Genomic DNA, 21570 nt, shown 5'->3' on the forward strand with positions numbered 1-21570 from the left:
ATGCGGACGACCGACACCCGGCCGGTGGGCCTGCCCACATCCGACGGCGGGACCGATCACCTGTGGCAGTTCCTCTCCCCGCCCAGCCAGTTCGGCTCGCCGACGGCACGGGTGGTCGGCGCGTCCGGGGTGCGGGTGCGGTTCGCGGACGGGGTGACGGCGCTGTGCGCCACCAGCGGCCTGTGGAACGCCAACCTCGGCTACGGGAACGCGGCCGTGGCGGACGGAGTGCACCGGGCGCTGCTCGACGCCTCGTATCTGACCCTGTTCCGGCGCAGCCATCCGTGGGCCGTCGAGGCCGCGCGGACCCTGGTGGAGCTGTGCGGACCCGACACGTTCTCCCGGGTGATGTTCTCGACGTCGGGCAGCGCCGCGAACGACGTCATGATGAAGATCGTCCGGCAGTACTGGGCGCTGCGCGGCGAGCCGGGACGCCGGCTCGTGGTCGGCCTGCGCGACAGCTACCACGGGCTCACCTACGGCAGTTCCGCGCTGACCGGCGAGGATCTCGCCCAGGATCTCTACCTCGTCGACCGGCGCTTCGTCCGGCACGTGGGGTTCACCGACCCGACCGAGCTGCGCCGGCTCGTCACGGGCGCGGGCGCCCAGATCGGCGCGGTGGTGGTCGAGCCGGTGCTCGGGACGGGCGCGCACGAGCTGCCGGCGGACTTCCTCGCCGAGCTCGCGGCGCTGCGGGAGCGGCACGGCTTCCTGCTCGTCGCCGACGAGGTCGCGACGGGCTTCGGCCGCACCGGCACGTGGTTCGCCTCCCAGGACTGGCCGGTCCGGCCCGACGTGATGGTCCTGTCCAAGGGGCTGACCAACGGCACCTGCGCCGGGTCGGCGGTCGTCGTCTCGCACGGCGTCCGCGCGGCCTTCGACGACGCGGACGCCGTCCTGGCGCACGGGGAGACGAACGCGGGGACGCCGCCGACCTGCGCGGCGATCACGGCCACGGTGGCCGAGATGCGCCGCCTCGACGTGGTCGCCCGGGCGGCGGCCCTCGGTGACCGGCTCGGCGCCGCCCTGGCGGAGCTGACCGGGCGGCATCCCGCGGTGGCCGGGTTCCGCGGTCGTGGCCTCTTCCGTCACCTCGGGCTGGTACGCCCGGACGGCACGGCGTTCACCCCGGCCGACGTGACCGCGGCGCTCGAGGCGATCCGGCTGGCCGGCGCGGTCGCGCACCCCGGGCCGGCCGGGATCCAGCTGGTGCCCCCGCTGGTCTACACCGACGACGACCTCGACGGCCTCCTCGACGCGGTGGACCGCGGCCTGACCGACCTGTGGGCGCGTCAGGGCGGCCCGGCCGCCGCGGACGGACTGACGACGCTGGTCGACGCGGCGGCGCCCCGGTGAGCGGCGACCCGGCGAGCGCCGTTCGGCAGTGGTCGTGCCCGACCCGGGTGTTCGCCGGCCCGGGAAGCCTGCGGCAGGTGGTCGACGCGCGACGGCGCGACGGCCGTCGGATCGGGCTGGTCGTCGACGCCGGCGTGACCGCCACGCCGGCGGTGGCCTGGCTGCGCGACCACCGGGCCGACAGCCCGATGATCACCGTCGACCCGGTGGGCTCCGGGGTGGCCGGCGTCGGCGACCTGGCCGGGTGGCTGCGCGGCCAGCCGGCGGACGGGCTGGACACGGTCGTCGCCGTCGGCGGCGGCAGCCTGCTGGACCTGGTCAAACTCGGCTGCCTGGCCATGGCCGACCCGGACCTGCCCGCCCGGCTCGGCGCCGGGCGCAGCGGTGTCGTCGCGCTGCCGGCGCCGCCGGCGGGCACGGTGCCGCACCGGGTGCTGGTGCCGACCACCGTCGGCACCGGGTCGGAGATCAGCCCGGTGGCCTGCGTCGGCGTCCGGGGCCGGCACCGGCTCGCCCTCTGCGAGGGGATGCGCGCCGAGGTGGCCGTCCTCGACCCGGCGGCCACCCACGGCCTGCCCCGCCCGATGGTCGTCGAGGGGGTCCTGGAGGCGCTGATGCGCCTGCTCGGCCCGTTCGTGGGCAGCCCCGAGCCGCGACCGGTGGCGGACGCCGCGGCGTTGTCCCTCGTCACCGAGCTGGTGCGCCTCGGTGACCGACTCGCCGCCGGCCGTCCCGGGCAGCCGACCGGCGAGCAGCGGCTGCTGGCCGCCGAGCTGTCGGCGTACACGCACGCCGGCTGGTCGCTCATCGGACGCGACCCGTTCGGCGGCAAGGCGTGGTATCTCGCGAACGAGGTGGCCAGCGTGCTGGCTGTCAGCAAAATGGTGGCCACCGTGCCGATGACGGCCGGGGTCTGGTCGCGGGTGGCCGCCGGCGACACCCGCTTCGGCGGCGCCGGGCGGCTGGCCGTGGCGTGGGACGCCACGCGGCGGGCGAGCGGCCACCGGCTGCCCGCCGACGCCGCGCGGGGCATCCGACGGCTCGCCGACGGGTGGGGCGTGCCGCGCTGCCCGGTGCCCGCCGCGGCCCAGCTGGCGGACATCGCCCGCCGGGTGACGCACGCGTTCGGCGGCGGCCTGCCGGCACTCGCCCGGATCAGCCACGCCGACGTGACCAGCCTGCTGCGGGAGTCCCTGAACGAGACCGCGAACGAGACGGCACCGGACGAGGAGCCATGGAACGAGGAGCCGCCGCGCGGGGAGTCGCGGTGCCAGCCCGCCGGGGCGGCGCTGTGATCGACGCCCGGGCCACCCTCGACGCCGGCGCCGGGATCGCGCGGGGCGCCAGTCTCATCCCACCCGGCCCGGAGCAGCCACTGTGGACGGTCGCCGTCGACATCGGTGGGCTGGACCCGTCCGGGCACCGCGGCCTGGCCGCCGACGACTACCCGCTGCACCTGGTCGGAGCGGCGGGCCCGCGCCCCGGCGACGCGCTGCTGCGCGGTGCCGGTGAGGCGGTGGAGCGCTTCGCGCTGCGGCCCCCCGCCCAGGACGACCGCGCCGCCGGCCCCGGCCCCGGCACTGACGCCGGCACTGACGCCGGCGCTGCCCGGCGGCTGCCGTTCGCCGACCCCGCGGTGGCACTGGGCTCGCCGGCGGCCGACCCGGACGCTCTGAGCTGGCTGACCGGCTGGGATCTGGCCGGCGGCGAGCGGGTGGCGGTGCCGGCCGCCCTCGTCGACTACCCGGCCGGCGACGCCGGGTCGCTGCGCTGGTTCGATCCGACGCCGTCCGGCGCCGCCGCCGGGGCCGGCGAGGAGATGGCCCTGCGCAACGCCCTGCACGAGATCGTGGAACGGGACGCCGTGATGGTCGCGTGGGCCGCCCAGCTGCGCCTGGAGCGGGTGGACCTCGCCGGTCTGACGGCGGCCCGCGGGCCCGGGGCGGCACACGTCCGCGACCTCGACCGCCTCGCCCGCGCGGCCGGTGATCTGGGGCTCTCGGTGACCTTCGGAGCCATTCCCACCTGCCTGCGCGGCGTCGAGTGCGTCGTGGGGATCCTGGTCGACCACGACTCGTCCCGGCCGCTGGCGGCCGTCGGCACGCGGGCCTCGGCCTGCCGGGCCGAGGCGACCCTCGGCGCGTTCCGCGAGGCGTTCCAGGTCCGCGCCGCCCTGCGGGGCATCTCCGAGTGGTACGCCGCCGGGCTCCCGGCCGACAGCGCGGGCGGGTACCCGCCCGTCTCCTGCGACCTCGACCGGGCGCGGCTGTGGTGCACCCCGGCGGCGGTCGACGCGGTCGAACGCTGGACGGACGGCTTCGTCCCGGCGGGCGGGCGGCGCGCCGCCGCCGGGCCGGCCGCCCCCACCACTACCGCCTCCACCACGGCCGCGGTCGGTGCCCCGGTGGATGACCTGGTGGCCGACCTGGTGCGCGACGGCGCGCGGCCGGTCGCCGTCCGGCTCACCCACCGGCTGCCGGCGGCCGTCCAGGAGATGGGCTGGGCGGTGGTCAAGGTGATTCCGGTCGGACTGCACGCCCTGCGGATGGACGAACGGCACGAGTTCACCTGGCTGCGCGGCCGGATCGCCGGCGCGCCCGGCCGGCTCGCCCGGTCCGCCGCGGTTGCGGACGGTGGGATCCACCCCTTCCCCCATCCGCTGATCTGACCCCGCCGGCTCGCCGCCGGCCTGAACCCGGTAGAGGTGTCGCCCGGCATGACGACAGACGCCCTGCGGGACCCCTGGACACCGGTCCGGGACGCCCCCGACGAACTGACCCTGCTGCACTCCCGGGTCGCGCACCGGTTCGGCCGGCCCGAGCCCCGGCGGCGGGCGCTGGCCTACCTGCGCGGGCTGGCGACGCTGCGCGGTGACCGCAACGGACAGGCGCTGGCGTCCGCGGCCGGCGAGAGCCGCCCCGACGGCATGCAGCGCCTGCTGACCGCGGCCGGCTGGGACGCCGATCTCGTCCGGGACGACCTGCTGGCCTACGTGCGGGAACGCTACGTCCACGCGTCGGCGGCCCTCGTCGTCGACGAGGTCGTGCTGACCGGGCGCGGGCCGAGCTTCGTCGGCGCGACCCCCCGCTACCTCCCCGACACCGGCCGGGTGGAGAGCTGCCAGGTGGCCGTACTGGCCGCCTACGACACCCCCGAGCACTCCGTGCTGGTCGACCGGGAGCTGTGCCTGCCCAGCCCCTGGGACACCGACCGCCGGCTGCGCCACGCCGCCGGCATCCCGCCGGACCACCACCGCCACAGCGGCCGGGAGCTGGCCGGGGCGATGGTGGAACGGGCCCTGCGCCGGCTGCCGCTGCGGTGGGTCGTGCTGGGCGTGGCCCTCGGCCCCGACGACCGGCTGCGCTCGTGGCTCGCCGGCAGGGAGGTCGCCTTCGTCGCGCCGGTCGGGCCGGGCACGACGCTCGGCGCGACCGCCGGCCGGCGGGTCACCGCCGCCGCGGTGGCCGCCCACGCGGATGACCTGCCGTGGACGTCGGTGCCCGACGCGGGTGCGCCGATCACCGGCTGGGACACCGCGTGGACCTGGGCGCAGGTGCGGGTGCGGCCGTCCCGGGACGGCCGCTGGGAGCACCGGCTCCTGCTGCGGGCCGCCGGCTCCCCGGGAGCGGACGGCTCCCCAAGGGCGGAATGCCCCCCGGGGGCGGGCGGCTCCCCGGGGGCGGGCGGGCTGCGCTTCTACGCCTGCCACGTCCCGCGGGGCACGTCACTCGAGGAGCTCGTCGGCGCCGCGCGCCGCGCCGGCGCGGTGCGCGCCGGGGCCGGCCGGGCACGGGCCACGGTCGGCCTGGACAGCTACCGGGTGCGCGGCTGGACGGGCTGGTACCGGCACGTGACCCTGGCGATGCTCGCCGACGCGGCCGCCGCCGTCGATTCGGCCACGGCGGAAGTGCGGTCACCCGACGAAAGCGCGGCTCCGCGGGAACCCGCAAAAAACGTCGCGACCGGAACGCGCCAGTTCACCCGCGGTTCATTGCCAACCAAAGACGCGGCGCCCTAACATAAGTGGCACAGAGAAAATGAATGCGCAGACCGCGTTCCCCGCTCTGTGAATCATTCACCAGGAGGTGACAAACATGGAACTCATCCCCGCGCTCGACCTCGGTTTCGAGGAGCTGGAGGGCCTCGAGGCCCCCGCGTGGTGGCACTACGTGGTCGGCTTCGGCGCCGGCGTGGCCGTCGGTGGTGCCGCCCTCTACGGCGGCATCGCGATCGGCATCGCCATCACCTGAGTCCCGATCCGCGTCAGCTCCGTTCTCTCCGGACCGAAGGGAGGTGCAGAACATGTCCGCTCTCGCTGCGTTCGAGCTTCCGCTCGACACCCGTCCCTTTTCCCTGGACGTCGAGGAGCTCGAGCCCCTCGAGGCCCCGTTCGACTGGGATGGTTTCTGGTCGGGCTTCCGGGCGGGTGTCGCGGTCGTCGGTGTTCTCGGCGGCGGCATCGGCATCGGCATCGCCATCACCTGACCGGCGGTGGTCTCCGGGGATTCGTTCCGGTTATTCCGGTGACACCCGGAGTCCGCGTCGCGAACGGCCGTCACACCTGTGTACGACCAGCATCATGTGAAGGAGGTGAAAATGCTCGCGTCCGTTCTGGTGGGACACGAGACCGACACCCCGGCACTGTCGCTGGGCGTCGAGGAGCTCGAACCCCTTGAGGCGCCCTTCGACTGGGCCGGCTTCTGGCAGGGCTTCCGGGTCGGTGTGGCGGTGGCGGGTGCCGCCGGGGCCGGTATCGGCATCGGCATCGCCATCACCTGAGGAAAGCGGGGGCGGGCGGATGGTAGCCGCCCGCCCCCGTATCTCTCGTCCTCCAGATTATGCCCGTTCACTCCGCCAGGAGGTGAAACATGACCGCTCTCGCCATCACGGAGCTCCCCGCCCTCGCGGCGGGCGACGTCGACTGCGTTTCGCTGCAGCTCGGTGTCGACGAGCTCGAGTCCCTGGACGCCCCGTTCGACTGGCACGCGTTCTGGGTCGGCGCCGAAGCCGGCGCGATCACCGTGGCCGTCGTGGGTGGCGCCATCGCCATCGGCCTGACCTGACGGTGCCGGCCTCCCGCCGGCCACCGCCCGAGATACACCTGTGAGACTCCGGGACCGGTCACCACCGGTCCCGGACCTCCGGGCAAGGAGATGACTGATGAGTCGGATGTTCGCCCTTTCCGCGACCGGCCGACCGCAGACCCTGGCGGCGCTGGCGAGCGCGCTGGGGCTGCTCGTGGCGGTGATCGCCCTGCTGACGCCCCGCGGCTCGCACGCCGCCACCACCGCGGTGGGAATAGTGGGCGCCGTCGCGATGCTCGCCCTGCTCGTCGGCATGGGCGTGCTCATCGGCCAGGCGATCGGCCAGCAGGGCGGCGGTGGGTCGTGACCCCCGTCGTCCGTTTCGACGGTTTCACCAAGTCCTTCGGCGACACCCTGGCCGTCGACGGCCTCAGCTTCGAGGTGCGGGCCGGCCGGGTCGTGGGCCTCGTCGGCCCGAACGGCGCGGGCAAGAGCACCTCGCTGCGCGGCCTGCTCGGCCTGCTGCGCCCCACCTCGGGCAGCGCGACCGTCTTCGGCGCCCCCTACTCGGCGCTCACCGACCCGGCGCGCCGGGTCGGCGTCAGCATGGACGGCGTCGGCATCAACCCCGCCCACACCGGACGTCGGCACCTGCGGGTCTGCACCCGCGCCGCGGGCCTGCCCGAGCGCCGGGTCGACGAGGTGCTGGAGCTGACCGGGGTGGCGCACGCCGCCGACCGCCGGCTGCGCGGCTGGTCCACCGGCATGCGCCAGCGGCTCGGGCTGGCCACGGCCCTGCTCGGCGACCCCGACCTGCTCGTCCTGGACGAGCCGACCAACGGGCTCGACCCCGAGGGCGTCCGCTGGCTGCGCACCTTCCTGCGCGGCCAGGCCGCCCTCGGGCGCACCGTCCTGCTCTCCAGCCACATGCTCGCCGAGCTGGAGAACACCGTGGACGACATCGTCGTGATCAACCGCGGCGCGCTGTTCGTCGGCGAGCTCGACAGCCTGACCGGCGGTGGCGGGACCCGGCTGGAGGAACGCTTCTTCGAGCTGCTCACCCAGCCCGCGATGGCCGGCGCGGGCGCATCGGATGGTGAGGGTGGCCATGCGCCGACAGATCCGCAGTGAGTTCCTGAAGGCCCGCAGCGGCTGGCTGCTGCCGACCCTTCTGATCAGCGCGACCCTGCTGGACGTCCTGTCCATGCTCGGCACCGCCAGCGTGGTCCACGACGACCTCGTCGCCGGCCAGACGACGGCCGCGGCCGCCTCGCACGACGTCATCCGCCTCGGGTTCGCGAACCTGCTGTTCGCCGCCCTGTTCGGGGTGCTGACGGTCACCGGCGAGTACCGGACGGGGACGATCAGCCGCTCGCTGCTGCTCTCCCGCTCCCGGCGGGACGTCCTCGGCGCCAAGGCGGTCGTCAGCCTGTTCGCCGGGTTCCTGTTCGGCCTGGCCGGCGCCGGGACCGGCCTGCTCGCCGGCTGGGTCACCCTCGGCGCCCGCGGCGACGAGCTCGTGCTCGACCGCGAGACCTGGCTGATCTGCCTCGGCCTGGTGCTGGTGTCCACCCTCACCGCGCCCTGGGGGACGTTCCTGGGCTGGCTCATCCGCGGCCAGGTGCCCGCGGTGATCGTCACGATCGTCTGGACGCTGATCGTGGAGAGCGCGCTGAGCGCCTGGATCCCCGGCTTCGCCCGGTTCCTGCCCGGGGGCGCCCAGGCCGCCATCTACCGCGACACGTCGACGGATGTGCTGTCCATGCCGTGGGGGCTCGTCCTGTTCTGCGGCTGGCTCTCGCTAGCCGCCGTCGTCGCCGACCGCCTGCTGCGGCACCGCGACGTCACCTGACACCGCGCCCCCGACACCGCCTCCCCGCCGGACAGACAAGGGGAAGACCCGGCCATGCCCGCCTCCACCAGCACGGTTCCCACCGACACCACGCCCGCTGACCCCGCCCTCGGCACGGTGCCCGTCGGCACGCCGGTGGACGACACCGGCCCGCGGCGGCCCGCGCTGGCCGCGGACGCCTGCCTGCACCCGCCGGTCGACGCCGACGACGTGTGGGTCGCCCAGGTCGGACCGCAGCGCTACCTGCGGGTCGGCGCCGACGCGGCCACGCTGCTGGGCATCCTGGACGGGGCGCGGGACGCCCGGCAGCTCGCCGAGGCGCTCGGGCCGCCGTGGTCACCCGAGGTGGTCGGACGATCCCTGAAGGCGTTTGTGAAGACGGGCCTGGTCGTCGACGCCGCCGACGCCGCTTCGACCGGCGGTGCCGGCGGCTCTGCCGGTTCCGGGGGTGCCGGGGGGCGGCGGCGCTGGCGGCCACGGCTGCCGCGGCGGGTGGCCTACCGGCCCCCGCTGTCGATCCAGCTCACCCTCGTCGACCCCAGTCGGCTGCTGGGCCGGTTCCGCCCGGCGCTGCGCCGGCTGACCCGGCCGGTCGCCTGCGGCGGCTACCTCGCCGTCGCCGTCGCCGGGCTGGGCGCGCTGGCCTGGCAGGCCGGATCGCTGCGGCAGGTGATCAGCCATCCGCTGGGGCTGCGCGAGTACGGGATCGTGCTGGCCGGACTGCTGGTCGTCACCGGGATCCACGAGCTGGGCCACGCGGCGGTGCTCACCGCGTTCGGGGGCCGGCCGCGGCGGCTCGGCGTGATGCTGTTCTATCTGACGCCGGCGTTCTTCTGCGACATCTCCGACGGCTGGCGGCTGCGGCACAACCGCGACCGCGTCGCCACCGCGCTGGCCGGGGTCGCCGTCCAGTGGGTGTGCGCGGGCGTGGCGGCGCTCGCCAGCCTGGCGCTGCCCGCCGGAGACCCGCACGACGCCGTCGTGGGACTGGCCCTGGCCTGCTACGTCTACGGAATCCTCAACCTCGTCCCGTTCGTCAAGTTCGACGGTTACATCGCGCTGATGTCCCATCTCGACATCCCGCACCTGCGCCGCAAGTCGATGGCCGACGCCCGGCGGGCGACCGCGAAGGCGCTGTTCGGCGGCCGGTACCGCCGCGAGCTGCCCCGGCTCGGCTGGGCGGTGCCCTTCGGCGTGCTGTGCCTGCTCTTCCCGGTGTACCTCGTCGGCTTCGCCGCCCAGTCCTGGCTGGGCGGCCTGCTCGCGATGGGCCCGGCCGGCGCGGTCGGCTGCGTCGCGCTGATCGGCGTGATGATCGCCCTCGTCGCCCGCGCCTGCTGGCACCTGCTCGTCGAGGCCCGCGCCGCCGGCGCCGGCACGCTGCGGATCGCGCTGGTGTCGACCCTGGTGGTCGGGCTCGTCGGCGCCGCCGTCGCGCTGGTGGACGTCCCCCGGCAGGTACAGGCCGGCTACGTCGTCGAGGACGGCCGGGTCCTGCTCGTGCTGCCCGAGGGCACCGACCCGGGGGCGGCCACCGCCGGGCACCGCGTCGAACTGCGGCAGACCGGGCTGCTCGGCGGCAGCACGGTGGGCACGGCGACCACGACCGGCGAGACCGCGCGCACCGACTCCCCGTACGCCCCGATGGGCACCGTGCTCCCGATCCGCGGCGGCCCCCGGACGATCACCGCGACCTTCCACCCGCTCACCGCGACGAACCTGCCGGACGGCGTCGGACGGCTGGGCGGCACCGGGCAGGCGGAGATCAAGCTGGGCCGGGTCAGTGCCGGCGCGTGGCTGGTCGACACCTACCTGACGCCCGCCATCCGGTCGATCATCGGCTGAGCGCGGACCGCGCCGTGACCACCCTCCTGTCCGCCGACCCCGTGGTTTCCGTGATCTGCCCGACGTACAACCGGTCCAGCCGGATCATCCCCACCATTCACTCGGTCCAGGCGCAGAGCATCACCGGCTGGGAACTCCTGGTGATCTCGGACGGCTGCACGGACGACACCGACGACGTCGTCGCCGCCTGCGCCGCCCGGGACGACCGGGTGCGCCTGCTGCGGACCGGGCGCCACGGTCATCCCTCACCGGTCCGCGAGGTGGGGATCGCCCAGGCCCGCGGGGCCGTGATCGCCTACCTCGACCACGACGACACCTGGCTGCCGGAGCATCTCGAGGTGCTGCTCGGCGTCCTCGGGGCCGAAGGCGGAGCCCGGGGCGCCGGTGCCGTCGGCAGCGCCGGTGGCAGCGGCACTGCCGGCGGCGGCGGCGCCGACATCGCTGCCGTCGGGGCCGTCCGGGTCGACCCCGACGGGCGGCGGACGTCCGCTACGGGACCGCTCGACCTGCTGTGGCACCCGGAGCTGCAGGTCGTGTCGCCGCTGTTCGAGCCGTCCCGGGTCGCCCACCGCGCCGGGCTGAGCGCGGCGGTCGGCGGCTGGCGTCAGCTCGACACCGGCCTGGAGGACTGGGACCTGTGGCTGCGCCTGGCCGACGCCGGCCACCGGATCACCACGATCGACGCCCGCACCGCCGTTCTCGCGGACGGACCCGCCACCCGGCGCACCCGGGTTCCCCGCCGCCATCTGCTGCGGCTGGCGGGGTTCCCGGATCTCGCCGGCGCGGCCCGGGGCCTGGCCGCGCTGCGCGAGCCGGCCGCCGCCGAGGCGTTGCGCGCCGCGGCCCGCGCGGACCAGCTCGCCTGGTACCGCGACCTGGCCGGGGCCGGCACCCTGCACCGGCCCCGCTCCGCACCGACCGGCTCCGGCTCGACCCGCTCCGGACCGATCAGCCCGGCGGCCGTGGCCGATCTCGTCGAACAGGCCTTCGCGTCGCTGGCGCCGGCGGCGTCGCCCTGGCCGGATCTCACGGTGCGGAGAAACACCGCCGAACAGGGCGGAGGTGTCGCGGTCGGGCTCCCGTTGTGGTGCGCCACGCCCGAGCACGCCGCACGCGTCGAGGCAATCCTGCGCGACCGGCAGCACACCCAGCTCAGCCTGACGAGCAGGGTCCTGTCCGAGGATCGCCATCGCCATCGCCGACACGGACCCGCGGCCCCGACAAGAACAACAGCAGGAAAACAAAAAAATAAATAAATACACATTCCAGGTGTCCGCCTTGTTCCACCAGCCGCCGTCGCCGTGGAACGTGAGGGGACAGGCGCGATGATGTCCGGTATGGACCTCACGACCGCCGAGAAGTTCGTGCTGCTGACCCTCGACGAAAGTGGCGGCGACCGTGCCGGTGTCGGCGTCGACGTGGCGCTGGCCGCCGCCCTCGTCGCCGATCTGGCCATCGCCGGGGACGTCCGTTTCGACGCCGGCACCCTGGCCCTGAGCCCGGGCGGGACACCGGCCACCGACAACGCCCTGCTGAGCGGCACCTACGAGGTGGTGGTCGCGGCGACGGAGCCGGCCTCGGCGACGGTGACGGCCGACCTTCTCCAGCGGTTCGCCGGCGACCTGGCGCCCCTGCGCGAGAAGGTGGCCGGTCTGCTCGTCGAGAAGGACGTCCTCGCCGTGACGAAGCACCGGACCGCGGGAATCCTCCAGGTGCTCCGCTACCCGGTCACCGATCCCGCACCCGGCCGGGCCCTCCACGCGGCGCTGGAGTCCGCCCTGTTCGCGGCGGACGCCCCCTCCCCCGGCGACGCCGTGCTGCTCGCGCTGCTGCGCCCGTTCGGCCTGCTCGACCAGCTCGTGCCGGAACGGCGTCGGGCCGAGGCCAACGGGCGGGCCGACGCGGTCATCGGCTCCGCCGCGCTGCCCCGTGCGTTGAACGACGCGGTCAGCACCGCCCGGACCACCCTGCTGGCCGCACTGGCCGCCAGCTCCGCGGGCGCGGCGGCTGCCTCCGGCTGAAGGTTCTCACCCCGGAGCAGCCGGTTCAGCCGCAGCGAGTGTGACCCGCTCGCCCTTTCGTCGTGAGCTTGCCCTTCGCGGGTCGGAACGGTGCCCGAACGATCCGCGAAGGGCGAGCGGGTAACCCGGGCTATACCGACAGCGCCGAAACCGACGGCGGAACCACCGCGTCGAGCCCACGCTCGAACCCCAGCCGGTTACCGAAGAATTCCACACTGCCGACGGAATCCAACTCTTCGATGACCGCGACAGGCCAGTCACTCTGAGCCCCTGGCCTGCGAGACGCGGTGACGGCGGCGGGGGCCGCCAGGCACTCGCCGCGGCCCAGGCCGATGGCTGCCGTACCGCGTCCGCGGGGCCCGCACCGCGAAGGCCCCACCACGACCGGATCCGGATACCGGCGCCGCGGTACACAGCGAACAGGACATCCCCGGCGGGCCGGGACATCTCCCACGGCGCCTTGGGCGCACCGGCGGTGCCGGGGCAGGAGGGCAGGAGGGCACGAGGCAGGAGCGGAGGATAAGAGATTCGAACTCTTGAGGGGTTGCCCCCAACACGCTTTCCAAGCGTGCGCCCTAGGCCACTAGGCGAATCCTCCGTCGGGGAGCCTATCCGACGGCGGGCCAGAGTGGGGTCACCGGGGGGCGCGAACAGGGTCACAGGGGGCCACCGGACCCTCCCGTCCCCGACCGCCGCCGGACCGCTACACTGCCCAGCAGACCCCTCGTGCGGCGCTACCCTCGTGAACTCCCCCAGGGCCGGAAGGCAGCAAGGGTAAGCGGGCTCTGGCGGGTGTGCGGGGGGTCCTCCTCGTTCGGACGATCATCTCGAGCATCCGGAGCACGCGAGTGAGCACAGCGCTGTACAACAGGTACCGCCCCGCGACGTTCGCCCAGGTGGTCGGCCAGGAGCACGTCACCGAGGCGCTGGGGCACGCGCTGCGCTCCGGGCGGCTGCACCACGCCTACCTGTTCAGCGGCCCGCGCGGCTGCGGGAAGACCTCGTCCGCCCGGATCCTGGCGGCCTCGCTGAACTGCGAGAAGGGGCCGACCCCCGAGCCATGCGGGGTGTGCGACCAGTGCGTCTCCATCCGCACCGGCTCCTCGATGGACGTCACCGAGATCGACGCCGCCTCGCACGGGCTCGTCGACGATGCCCGCGACCTGCGGGAACGTGCCTTTTTCGCCCCGGCGTCCGCCCGGTTCAAGGTGTTCGTCGTGGACGAGGCGCACATGGTCACGGCGGCGGCGTTCAACGCGCTGCTGAAGGTCGTCGAGGAGCCGCCGTCCTACCTGAAGTTCGTGTTCGCCACCACCGAACCGGACAAGGTCATCGCGACGATCCGGTCCCGGACCCACCACTACGCCTTCCGGCTGGTGCCTCCCGGTGTGCTCCGCAAGCACCTGGAGTCGATCTGCGCCCAGGAGGGCGTGGAGGTCGAGTCGTCGGTGCTCCCGCTGGTGGTGCGGGCGGGCGCGGGCTCCGTGCGGGATTCGCTCTCCGTTCTCGACCAGCTCCTGGCCGGCGCCGGCGAGGGCGGGCTCAGCTACGAGCGCGCGGTGGCGCTGCTGGGCATGACGGACGGAATCCTGCTCGACGAGACAGTGGACGCCCTCGCCGAACGCGACGGCGCCGCGCTGTTCACCGTGGTCGACCGGGTGGTCTCCTCCGGTCACGATCCACGCCGGTTCGCGACCGACCTGCTCGACCGGCTCCGTGATCTCATCGTGGTCGCCGCGGTGCCGGACGCGGCGGAACGCGGCCTGCTCGAGGCGTTCTCCACCGACCAGGTGGACCGGATGCGCGCCCAGGCCACCCGAATCGGGCCGGTCGAGCTCTCCCGGACGGCCGACGTCCTGCACGCGGGTCTGGTCGAGATGCGCGGGACGGCGAGCCCACGGCTGTTGCTGGAGCTGATCCTCGCCCGTGCCCTCCTCCCGGGCGCCGCCGGGGATCCGGCCGCGCTCGCCGTCCGGCTCGACCGGCTGGAGCGCCGGGCGGTGGTCGGCGGCGGAACCGGGCCCGGCCCGGCCCCGGCCGGCGAGGCCGGGATCGGCGCCGCGCCGCCCGCCGACGCGAGGTTCGGCGGCGCCCAGCCCGTTGGCGGAGGGCCCGGCGGCGCGGGGTTCGGCGGCGCCGCCGACGGCGCCCACGGCCAGGCCGCGGGCCGCGAGGTTCCCCACGGCGCGAACGGTTCCGGGGCCGGTGGCACCGTCGCCTCGCCGGCCGGGGGTACCGGCCCGCGGATGCCCGCGCCGGCCGCGGCACACCCCCCGACACCGCCGGCGCACGCCCGGCCGGCCCGGCCGGCCTCGGCCGCACCGCCCGCGACGCCGGCCGCCGCGGCTCCCGGCGGGGGCGGGCTGGACGCGGCCGTCCTGAACGCCCGCTGGGACGAGGTCCTCGCACTCGCCGTCCAGCGCAGCCGGCGCACCCACGCGATCCTCAAGGACTACGCCTCGGTGGCCGAGGTGCGCGGGGACGAGGTCGTCCTCGCCTTCTCCGCGCCGGCGATGGCGAAGATGTTCAGCCAGGGCAACAACATCGAGATCCTGGCGACCCTGCTGGCCGAGAAGTTCGGTGGGACCTGGCGGGTCACGATCGGCGGTGGCCCCGGCCCGTCGGGAGGACGTCCCCAGCCGCCGCGCGGGGGGCCCGGCAACGGCAGTGGCGGCGGGCCGGGCGGCTACGGCGGTGCCGGTGGCCCGGGCGGTGCCGGTGGCCCGGGCGGTGCCGGTGGCCCGGGGGAGTCGGGCGGTGGCCAGCGCGGGCCGGGCGAGCCGGCCGGTGGCGGCTGGCCCGCGCAGGCGGTCACGGCCCCGCCCGCCCCCCGCGGCCCGGTGGTTCCGGTGGACGCGGGCGCCCCCGGCGGCTGGTCCGCGGTGGGCACCGGCGAGCGTCCTGGCGCGGGAACACCGGGGGCCGCCCTCCCGGCCTCCTCCGCTCCGACCGGCTCCCTCACCGGTGTCTCCGCCGTGCCGGCGGCCACGGCGCAGGCCGGGCCCTCCGGCCTCGCGGCGCCGGACGGGCTCCCCCGCCCGCAGGGCGGCCTCCACCCGGCGACGGCCATCTCCAACCTGGGAAACGCGGGCGTGGGCGGTGCGGTCGCGGGGGCCGGCGTGAGCTCCGCCGCCATCGCCGCGTCCCGTCCCGGCCCCGGCTCCCGGGCGGAGGCCGGGCTCGCCGCGGCGCGGGCGGCGGTGAGCGCGCGGACCGGCCTCAACGGCTCCGCTCGGACGTCCACGGGCCCCGGTGGTGGGCCGAGGGCGGCGGGCACTGCCCGGCCGGGCAGTGCCCCCGTGGCGGCCGTGTCGATGTCCGGCGAGGTGTCCGCGGTGGACGAGGTCTCGCTCGACGACGAGGACGTGCCGACACACCTCGGCGGGGCCCGGGGCGGCGAGGACGCGGCCGTGGCCCTGCTCCGCACGAGCCTGGGCGCGACGGTGATCGAGCAGTCCGGCTGACGGACCGGCCGTCGGGCATCCGTGCTGTCCGGCTGACGGGCCGGTGCCGGTGGGTGACCGGGCGGCACGGGTGGGCGCGGGCCGGGTGGCGGCACGGGTGGCTGACGCCGGTTCGGCGCCCGGCGGCACGTAGGCTCATGGTCATGTCGAACCCGCAGATCCCCGCCGGTGGCGGGGCCAACCTGGGGCAGATCCTCGAGCAGGCGCAGCGGATGCAGTCCGCCCTGTTCACCGCCCAGCAGGAGCTGGCCGAGGCCCGGGTCGAAGGCTCGGCCGGTGGCGAGCTCGTCGTCGCGACGGTGAACGGCGGCGGTGAGCTGGTCGACCTCGTGATCAAGCCCGAGGCCGTGGATCCCGAGGACACCGAGACCCTCGCCGACCTCGTTCTCGCGGCGGTGCGTGACGCCACCACCAACGCGCATCGGCTCGCGGCCGAGAAGATGAGCGCGGCGACCGGTGGTCTCGGTGGCGCGCTCGGTGGTCTCGGTGGCGCCGTCGGCGGGCCGGGTGGTGGTGCGCTCGGCGGTGGTCCCGGCGCGGCCAGCGCGCTGGGCGGTCTGGGTCTTCCCGGGCTCGGCTGAGTCAGCCGGCGCCGTGTACGAGGGCATCGTCCAGGATGTGATCGACGAGCTGGGGCAGCTCCCCGGGATCGGTCCCAAGAGCGCGCAGCGCATCGCGTTCCATCTGCTCGCCGCGGACCCGGCCGATGTCCGCCGGCTCGCCAACGCGTTGACCGAGCTGAAGGAGAAGGTCCGGTTCTGCCGGGTCTGCTTCAACGTGGCCCAGTCCGAGCTGTGCCGGATCTGTTCCGACCCGCGGCGTGATCCGGCGGCCATCTGCGTGGTCGAGGAGTCGAAGGACGTCGTCGCGATCGAGCGGACCCGTGAGTTCCGCGGCAGGTACCACGTCCTCGGCGGGGCCATCAATCCGATCGGCGGAGTGGGGCCGGACGACCTGCGCATCCGTGAACTGGTGGCCCGGCTCGCCGACGGGACGGTCACCGAGATCATCCTGGCCACGGATCCGAACACCGAGGGCGAGGTGACGGCTTCCTATCTGGCCCGCCAGCTCGGCCCGATGGGGCTGACCGTCACCCGCCTGGCCAGCGGGCTCCCGATGGGCGGCGACCTGGAGTGGGCCGACGAGGTCACACTCGGCCGGGCCTTCGAGGGCCGGCGGATCGTCAGCGCCTGAGCCGCGGGCCGGGTCGGGGCCGAGGCCACCCCGACCCACCCGGGTCCCGACCCGCCGCTGTGTCAGAACCCCAGGATGGGGGCATAGGCGGAACTGGGGATGGAGGCGAGCGTCAGCAGCACGACGCTCATGTCCAGCGAGTCGGCCGCCGGTTCGAACTCCGCGTGCAGCCCTCTGGTGGCGTAGACGAGGCCGCTGGATTCACACATCACCCGCACGCCGAACACGTGGCTGGCCCGCACCCACCACACCCGCCCGCCGGCGCGGATCCGCACCTGGCGCGCGTCCCGGCGCAGTCCCGTCGTGAGTCGCCGCAGGCGCGCCGCGGGCAGCCTGGGCTGGTCCAGGTAGCCGACGATGTCACCGGACGGGCCGTGCACGACGATCCGGGCCGGGCTGCCGGGCGGACCGGGCTCGACCAGGCTGGACTCCGGGGAGATCTCCTGCTCCCAGGGGAGCATCTCGGCGGCCCAGATGCGTTCGCCGCGCAGGATCCGCTTGCCCAGCGTGCCGCCGTCGGGATGGCCGCGCGGCAGCAGCCCGCCGACGACGTGGCCGGCGCCCTCCACCCGCCAGGCGACCGAGACGATCGCCCCCGCCGGGGTGTCCGGGCCCTCGACCGCCGTCGCGAGAGTGTCGGTCACACGCATATGCGAGATCCGCCTAGACATCCCGGCCGGGGGCGGCCGGGATGCCGGTGGTGCGGACGGCCGCCCGCGGGGTGGGGCGCCCCGGCGGCGGGCCGGCGGCACCGCGCCACCCCGCCGCGCGGCCCGGGCGCCGTCTCGGACGGTGGCCCGGACAGGGCCGGGACGGCACCGGAAGCACCCGACCATAGGATGGTGTGCAGATGCCAGTGCACGCACGCCTGCGGCTGCACGTGCTGGTGCCGGTGAGCACACGTCTGCGAGGGATGGCCGTCACGCCTCACCTTCCGACCCCCGGCCCTGTCACTGGCCCGGTCAACCCGCCATCTTCGATTTGCCCAGTCACACCGTGTTGACCATGTCGACCCGGCACAAGCCGGAGTTCCAGCCACAGATACCGCACCGATGCGCTATGCATGCAGATGCTACGTGCCTTGCGGACTGTCCGAAGTCCGTCGGGCACAACTTTCCCGGCAGCCTCCGGCCACATCCCCGCCGCACCGGCGGTCGCGGGCCCGTGACCACCCCCGGTGCGGCGCCCGCCGGGGCCGGGGACAAGGTGGAACCATGCCTGGGCGACCAGGCCAGTACCCGTCTCGACCAGGTGAGCAGGAGCGGCCAATGATCATCAGTTCCCATGTCGGTGCCGGCGCGTTCGTCGGTATGGCCGTGCCCAGGCTGGGGCCGGCACTGGCCGCGGGCTTCCTCTCCCACCTCGTGATGGACGCCCTGCCGCACTGGGGTACCGGGCCCGGCACCGAGTCCGAGTGGCTGCCGATCGCCCGTAAGGACGGCGTGGCCGGCCTCGCCGCGATGGCGCTGCTGACGGCCGCGGCACCGGCGGACCGCCGGATCGGGGTGTTCGCCGGCATGGTAGGCGCCTGCCTGCCCGACACCGACAAGGTGGGCCGTTACTTCGTCGGTTCGAGCCCCTGGCCCGCCCGGTTCGACCGGTTCCATGAGGCGATCCAGAACGAGGCCCGGCACCGGCTGCCCCGGGAGGTGGCGACCGCCGCCGCCCTCACCGCCGCCGGCACCCTCGCCCTGCGCCTGCTGGCGACCCGCCACCGCTGAGACGACGGGTGGCGGGTGCGGGGGGTGGCGGGTGCGGAGGGCAACGGACGGGTACGGACGTCGGTGGCCCGCTCAGCCGCCGGGGATCTCGGCGGTGATGGCGGCCAGGTCGTCGAGGGCCGTCCCGGTGGCGGCGATGAGGGTGCGGGTGGCTCCGGCGGCGCGTTCGGCGGTGGCGGCGGCGTGGCCGAGGGCGTCGTCGATCCAGCGGTCGGTCGCCGCGAGCATCGCGGCCTGCGCGCCGTGACTCGGCCTGACCGCCGGTGAGGTGACCGCGCCGAGCAGCCGCGCCGCCGGCCGCGGTCGGCCGAGACGCCGGAAGAGCACGACAAGGTTACGCAAAGCGGTCAGCAGGTGGGTCAGCGCGTACTGGTCGCGCCAGTGCCGCAGCGCCCGCGCGAACGCCTCCACAGCCTGCCGCGGGTCACCGCAGCGAGCCCGGACGGACACCGCGGACACCCGCGCCGTCCCGCCCAGGCAGGGGTTGTCGACCGAATCCGCCAGGGCGGCCGCGCGGTCGAGCAGCCGCAGGCAGTGATCCGGATCGCGGTCGCGGATCAGCTCGGCCTCGCCGTAGGCCAGCCAGCCGAGGTCGGACGGTGCGAGCGGCCCCCTGGGAACCTGGCTGAGGGCGGCCCGGCCATCCTCGACGTGCCCCGCGCGGGCATGGGCGAGCGCCACGTTGAGCAGCCCGGCGACCTCCGCGTGCGGGTCGGCGCAGGACCGCGCCGCGGCGACGAGCTCCCAGCCGTGGTCGACGGCCTCACCGATCCGGCCCTGACCGGAGGCGGTGTCGCTGAGCAGCTCGAGCGGGAACCGGCGCTCGGGCGCGTCCGCGGCGATCAGCCGGCCGCGCTGCGCGCAGGCCACGGCGAGCTCGAGCTCACCGGCGTTGGCGTACCAGCAGGCCGCCGTCGCCAGCACGGTCGCCGCGGCCCCCACCGCCACGCCGGGCGGCAGACCGACGGCGAGATCGGTCACCAGGTCCGCCAGCCGGTGGGGCTCACCGCCCGGCGGCGGGTGCAACCCCAGCACGCGGACGAGTTCCACCGCGGCGCGCAACGGCTCGACCCGCAGCCGCGACACCGCGAACACGTGCAGGCCGGCCGCGATCTCCACGGCCAGCGGGGGATCCTCGCCCAGCGCCCAGGTCTGGGCCGCGTGGGCCTCGACCATCAGGTCGGTGATCCGGCTGTGCCCCGCCGCCTCCCGCGCGGTGCGCAGGACCGCGTCGGCGGCCCGCACCTCGGCGAGGACGTATCGGGCATGTGCCTGGCGCAGTGCGGTGTCCGACGCGCCGAGCCGCCGTCGCGCGTACCCGCGGACGGTCTCCAGGAGCGAGTAACGGGTTGGAGCCCGGGACGGATCGACGACCACCAGCGACCGGGCCACCAGGGCGTCGAGCAGTTCCCGGGTCTCCGGTTCGGGCACGCCCGCCAGCGCGGCGACGTCCGCCGGGCCCACCGGACCCGCGAAGACGCCCAGGGTGCGCAGCATCGCGCGGTGCGGTGCGTCCAGCAGCGAGACCGACCAGCCCACCACGTCGGTGAGCGCCCGGTGGCGTGGCGTTCCCACCCGGCGGGCGTCCCGGAGCGGGCCGAAGTGGTCATCGAGCCCGGCCCCGAGCTCGGGCAGGGACGTCGTGCCGCTGCGCGCGGCCACCAGTTCCAGCCCGAGTGGCAGGCCGTCCAGCCGCCGGACGATGCGGTCGGCCGCCGCGAGGTCCCCGGGCCCTCGAACCGGTTGCCCGCGGGCGGCCCGGACGCGCTCCCGGAACAGGGCGTGCGCGGGCGCGTCCGGGCCGTCGACCCGCAGCGGGCGCACCGGCCAGCAGCGCTCGCCGGCCACCCCGAGCGGCTCGCGGCTCGTCGCGAGTACCCGCACTCCGCGGCCGTTCCCGACCAGGGCCGCCGCGACGGCCGCGGCCGCGGCCACCACGTGGTCGCAGTTGTCCAGGATCACGAGCGCGTCCAGCTCGGCGGCGGCCGCGAGGGCGGCGTCGGCACCGGCGTCGCCGGCGGCCCTGGCGGCGCAGGAGGCACCGCGCACGCCCAGCGCGTCCGCGACGAACGCGGGGACGGAGGTCGGGTCGGCGACGGTCGCCAGCTCCACCAGCCGGACGCCGTGCGGGAACCCGCCCGCGAGGCGGTCGGCGAGGTGCAGCGCCAGCCGCGTCCTGCCGACCCCGTCCGGTCCGAACACGGTGACCAGCCGGGCCGAGGCGAGCAGGTCGCAGACCGCGGCCGTGTCAGCCGCCCGACCCGGCAAGGACCCGGCGGGGGTGAGATCAGCGGCGACGGCAGCCGGGGCCGCCGGGCGCCCGGTGGCCAGCAGAAGCGCGGCCCGTGACTCGCGCGCCGCGGCGCGGGCCGCCCCGAGGCGCGCCGCGACCGGTCGCAGCGCCGGGTCGTCCGTCAGCTCACCGAAGGCGGGGCCACGCCAGAGGGCGAGGGCGTCGTCCAACGCGGCGAGCCGCGCGGAGGTGTCCCGCGCCGGCCCGGCTGCCCCGTCCAGCCCGTCCAGCCCTTCCAGCCCGGCTGGTCCGGTCAGCCCGGCCAGCCGCAGCAGACGCTCGAAGACGGCGATGTCGACCTGTTCCGGGGCGAGCCGCAGCGACCACCCGCCGGGGTGGGTCGGCAACGCGCCCCCGAGCACCCGGCGCAGCCGCGAGATGTAGGAGCGCAGCGTCGCCTCGGCCGACGGCGGTGGGGACTCCCCCCACACGGCGGCGACCAGGCGGGCGGGAGGTACGACTTCCCCCACCCGCGATCCGAGGACGGCCAGCAGCAGCCGCTGGGTGGGACTGCCGATGGCGATCGGCAGCCCGGCAGCGTCCACCACGTCCACCGGGCCCAGTAGGCGCACGCGCACGAACCGATCATAGGAGCCCCACGGGGCAACAACCCGTCACACGCCGGACACGCCACCACCGCGCCATCCCGCCGCCCGCACGCCGCCGACCGACCGAATCGCTCCCGCGGCCGAGACCTGGGCCCCGAGGCCATCACCCGCCGTCCCGAGGGGGCGGGCAAAACATGACAATCATCACCTGCCCGGTGGCATCACCCCGGAACAACGGCCCGACCAGAGAGA

Annotated in this window: 20 protein-coding genes, 1 tRNA gene and 1 other RNA gene; 19 read left to right on the forward strand and 3 right to left on the reverse strand. The window is 75.5% G+C overall.

What is annotated here, in order from left to right; translation table 11 throughout:
* From mpaD to B056_RS0103190, 14 genes are all read left to right on the forward strand, one after another.
* Complete coding sequence (gene mpaD / locus B056_RS0103125; protein WP_018500445.1) at positions 1 to 1356, forward strand: daptide-type RiPP biosynthesis aminotransferase; 1356 nt, start codon at positions 1 to 3, stop codon at positions 1354 to 1356.
* Entirely contained in the window at positions 1353 to 2651 is a 1299-nt protein-coding gene (gene mpaC / locus B056_RS39215; protein ID WP_195905813.1) for a daptide-type RiPP biosynthesis dehydogenase, read from the forward strand. Before mpaD ends, mpaC begins: the two co-directional genes overlap by 4 nt.
* The gene (locus B056_RS0103135; protein WP_018500447.1) at positions 2591 to 4024 is read left to right on the forward strand and encodes a YcaO-like family protein; all 1434 of its coding nucleotides are present in this window, start codon (positions 2591 to 2593) and stop codon (positions 4022 to 4024) included. The genes mpaC and B056_RS0103135 overlap by 61 nt, the downstream gene beginning before the upstream one ends.
* A 48-nt stretch (positions 4025 to 4072) precedes the next feature.
* The gene (locus B056_RS0103140; RefSeq protein WP_020572288.1) at positions 4073 to 5374 is read left to right on the forward strand and encodes an IS701 family transposase; all 1302 of its coding nucleotides are present in this window, start codon (positions 4073 to 4075) and stop codon (positions 5372 to 5374) included.
* A 76-nt stretch (positions 5375 to 5450) separates the two neighbouring features.
* Entirely contained in the window at positions 5451 to 5606 is a 156-nt protein-coding gene (locus B056_RS43425; RefSeq protein WP_018500449.1) for a daptide-type RiPP, read from the forward strand.
* 52 nt (positions 5607 to 5658) lie between these two features.
* Positions 5659 to 5841, forward strand: a complete 183-nt coding sequence (locus B056_RS0103150) for a daptide-type RiPP (RefSeq protein WP_154676799.1) — start codon at positions 5659 to 5661, stop codon at positions 5839 to 5841.
* A 111-nt stretch (positions 5842 to 5952) separates the two neighbouring features.
* A complete protein-coding gene (locus B056_RS34910) occupies positions 5953 to 6135 on the forward strand; it encodes a daptide-type RiPP (protein ID WP_154676800.1) in 183 nt (60 codons plus the stop codon).
* A gap of 89 nt (positions 6136 to 6224) precedes the next feature.
* Complete coding sequence (locus B056_RS0103160) at positions 6225 to 6419, forward strand: daptide-type RiPP (RefSeq protein WP_018500452.1); 195 nt, start codon at positions 6225 to 6227, stop codon at positions 6417 to 6419.
* A 97-nt stretch (positions 6420 to 6516) separates the two neighbouring features.
* Positions 6517 to 6747, forward strand: a complete 231-nt coding sequence (locus tag B056_RS43940; protein ID WP_230202798.1) for a hypothetical protein — start codon at positions 6517 to 6519, stop codon at positions 6745 to 6747.
* Positions 6744 to 7511, forward strand: a complete 768-nt coding sequence (locus B056_RS34915; protein WP_018500454.1) for an ATP-binding cassette domain-containing protein — start codon at positions 6744 to 6746, stop codon at positions 7509 to 7511. The genes B056_RS43940 and B056_RS34915 overlap by 4 nt, the downstream gene beginning before the upstream one ends.
* Positions 7489 to 8232 (forward strand): ABC transporter permease, encoded by a 744-nt coding sequence (locus B056_RS39220; protein ID WP_195905814.1) that lies wholly within the window; start codon positions 7489 to 7491, stop codon positions 8230 to 8232. Before B056_RS34915 ends, B056_RS39220 begins: the two co-directional genes overlap by 23 nt.
* A 54-nt stretch (positions 8233 to 8286) precedes the next feature.
* Entirely contained in the window at positions 8287 to 10077 is a 1791-nt protein-coding gene (mpaP, locus tag B056_RS42315; RefSeq protein WP_018500456.1) for a daptide biosynthesis intramembrane metalloprotease, read from the forward strand.
* Between the two features lie 14 nt (positions 10078 to 10091).
* Entirely contained in the window at positions 10092 to 11333 is a 1242-nt protein-coding gene (locus B056_RS39225; protein WP_018500457.1) for a glycosyltransferase family 2 protein, read from the forward strand.
* Between the two features lie 81 nt (positions 11334 to 11414).
* Positions 11415 to 12098, forward strand: a complete 684-nt coding sequence (locus B056_RS0103190; RefSeq protein WP_018500458.1) for a GOLPH3/VPS74 family protein — start codon at positions 11415 to 11417, stop codon at positions 12096 to 12098.
* A 513-nt stretch (positions 12099 to 12611) separates the two neighbouring features.
* Here B056_RS0103190 and B056_RS0103195 read toward each other — a convergent pair.
* A tRNA-Ser gene (locus B056_RS0103195) sits at positions 12612 to 12696 on the reverse strand.
* 117 nt (positions 12697 to 12813) lie between these two features.
* On the opposite strand from B056_RS0103195, the gene ffs reads away from it, so the two are divergent.
* The 4 genes from ffs (at position 12814) to recR (ending at position 16756) form a co-directional block, all read left to right on the forward strand.
* Positions 12814 to 12910, forward strand: an RNA gene (ffs, locus tag B056_RS39920) — signal recognition particle sRNA small type.
* Between the two features lie 36 nt (positions 12911 to 12946).
* On the forward strand, positions 12947 to 15562 hold the full coding sequence (locus B056_RS0103200) for a DNA polymerase III subunit gamma and tau (RefSeq protein WP_018500459.1): 2616 nt from the start codon (positions 12947 to 12949) through the stop codon (positions 15560 to 15562).
* A gap of 143 nt (positions 15563 to 15705) precedes the next feature.
* The gene (locus B056_RS0103205; RefSeq protein ID WP_035750082.1) at positions 15706 to 16143 is read left to right on the forward strand and encodes a YbaB/EbfC family nucleoid-associated protein; all 438 of its coding nucleotides are present in this window, start codon (positions 15706 to 15708) and stop codon (positions 16141 to 16143) included.
* 13 nt (positions 16144 to 16156) lie between these two features.
* Positions 16157 to 16756, forward strand: a complete 600-nt coding sequence (gene recR, locus B056_RS0103210; protein WP_026239268.1) for a recombination mediator RecR — start codon at positions 16157 to 16159, stop codon at positions 16754 to 16756.
* A 62-nt stretch (positions 16757 to 16818) separates the two neighbouring features.
* On the opposite strand, the gene B056_RS0103215 is transcribed toward recR, so the two are convergent.
* Entirely contained in the window at positions 16819 to 17406 is a 588-nt protein-coding gene (locus tag B056_RS0103215) for a hypothetical protein (RefSeq protein ID WP_018500462.1), read from the reverse strand.
* Between the two features lie 618 nt (positions 17407 to 18024).
* Between B056_RS0103215 and B056_RS0103220 the strand changes: the two genes are divergently transcribed.
* Entirely contained in the window at positions 18025 to 18477 is a 453-nt protein-coding gene (locus tag B056_RS0103220; RefSeq protein WP_018500463.1) for a hypothetical protein, read from the forward strand.
* A gap of 72 nt (positions 18478 to 18549) precedes the next feature.
* On the opposite strand, the gene B056_RS0103225 is transcribed toward B056_RS0103220, so the two are convergent.
* A complete protein-coding gene (locus B056_RS0103225; protein WP_026239269.1) occupies positions 18550 to 21348 on the reverse strand; it encodes an ATP-binding protein in 2799 nt (932 codons plus the stop codon).
* Between the last annotated feature and the right edge of the window lie 222 nt (positions 21349 to 21570).

This window comes from Parafrankia discariae (assembly GCF_000373365.1).
Taxonomy (GTDB): Bacteria; Actinomycetota; Actinomycetes; order Frankiales; family Frankiaceae; genus Parafrankia; species Parafrankia discariae.